This window comes from Jiella flava, assembly GCF_017349315.1.
Lineage (GTDB): Bacteria > Pseudomonadota > Alphaproteobacteria > Rhizobiales > Rhizobiaceae > Jiella > Jiella flava.
The window spans coordinates 1-1,279 of sequence record NZ_JAFMPP010000041.1 but is presented as its reverse complement, the minus strand read 5'-3'; the positions used below and the strand labels follow the sequence as shown (position 1 = coordinate 1,279).

Annotated in this window: 2 protein-coding genes and 1 pseudogene; all 3 read left to right on the top strand. The window is 53.5% G+C overall.

Annotated features, from left to right (window positions below; all coding sequences use genetic code 11):
* A pseudogene (locus J1C48_RS18715) lies at positions 1–413 on the top strand (type VI secretion system tip protein VgrG); the annotation flags it as partial.
* 9 nt (positions 414–422) lie between these two features.
* Positions 423–776: a hypothetical protein gene (locus tag J1C48_RS18710; RefSeq protein WP_207259515.1), complete on the top strand. Its 354-nt coding sequence runs from the start codon at positions 423–425 to the stop codon at positions 774–776.
* A gap of 1 nt (position 777) precedes the next feature.
* Positions 778–1,279 (top strand): hypothetical protein (locus J1C48_RS18705; protein ID WP_207259514.1); only part of this gene is annotated, 502 nt, incomplete at its 3' end.

The window sequence follows — 1,279 nt, the reverse complement described above, 5'->3', positions numbered from 1 at the left end:
ACGTCCTGCAGAAATTCGTCACGTCGAAGTTCCAGGCGTTGACGGACAAGATTTCCGGCCTCGCCAACAAGCTCGGCGTGCCGGATGCGCTCAACATGGGCGAAGGCAACATGATCATCGGTGTCGGTAAGAACAAGGCCGAGACCGTGATGGTGTCCTCATCCGAGATCGTGGGCGGCGCAAAGACGGTGATGGTCGGCGGCGGCTATCAGCTGACGGTTGGAGGGATCGAAAACAAATCCGTTCTGATGGGAGCCTATGAAGAGATCGGCCAGAACAAGACAATTGTGGTCGGGAAGCAGTTCGAGATCGTCTGTGGCAAGACCCGTATCACCTTGAAGGAGGAAGGGGTTATCGAAATCGAAGCCGAGAAGGGCATCGTTCTCAAATCAAATCGCATCGATATGAACTGAGGATCGGTTATGCGGCTTTATGAGGATGGCGAATTTATCGACAAGGAAGACGAGCGGCGCGGCATTCGCGACACGTATCGGGAGGCATTCTTTGGGAGCTTGGGTGTAGAGCGCACAAAGGAGCCGTTTTTGTTCTCCGGCGCTTCAACCGACATCAACTCAAATGTTTTAAACCTCATTACCAAGGCGATAAGTCTCCACGGTGACGACACCTCCGCCCTCATCTCGTCTTTGGCGACAATTTCAGAATCAGCGTTGGGACCAGGGACATTATCGAATTCCATCGGTTCGATTTTGTCTTATCCGTCCATGACGGTGGCATCGCTTGCCATGTCTCATTTTAATCTGGACGGGCAGAGCTGATATGGGCCCTCATCCAGCGCCAGATGTGCAGGCTCCAGACCAGTATATTGGCGATAACCAATGTGTTGCGCATGCCATGGATGTTGCGGGGCAATACGCGGCACAGGTGCACTTTCTTGGTGTCATTGCCGGCATTTACGGTGCCGAGCAACAAAAACAAGCCGTTGAAAAAATCAAGGCTGCCGTTTCCGATCTGCTCAAGGACACGGGCAGCGTTCTGACCAAAGCGAACAATATGGCGAACGACGCGTCGCTCGGTTGGGGTGGCGGTTTATTAGACGGTTATTTCGCTGTTGGCGAATGGTTTGAGCGTCACGTCATGATCGGCGGCGACAAGATGGCCGACGAAACGGCCAAGCTACGCGCCGAAAAGCTAAGTGAATCAGAAAGGGCGAAGGCGCGCGAACGGTTCAAGCGCGACTGGAACACCTTACAGGACCAGATCGTCAACTACGCCAAAAAGACGTATGAGGAGATCAAGCAGCTTTGCTTAAGCGGGCAGT

Bases quoted from the DNA above. Each gene is read 5' to 3' on its own strand.
- J1C48_RS18710 (WP_207259515.1), top strand. From the start codon at position 423: ATGCGGCTTTATGAGGATGGCGAATTTATCGACAAGGAAGACGAGCGG.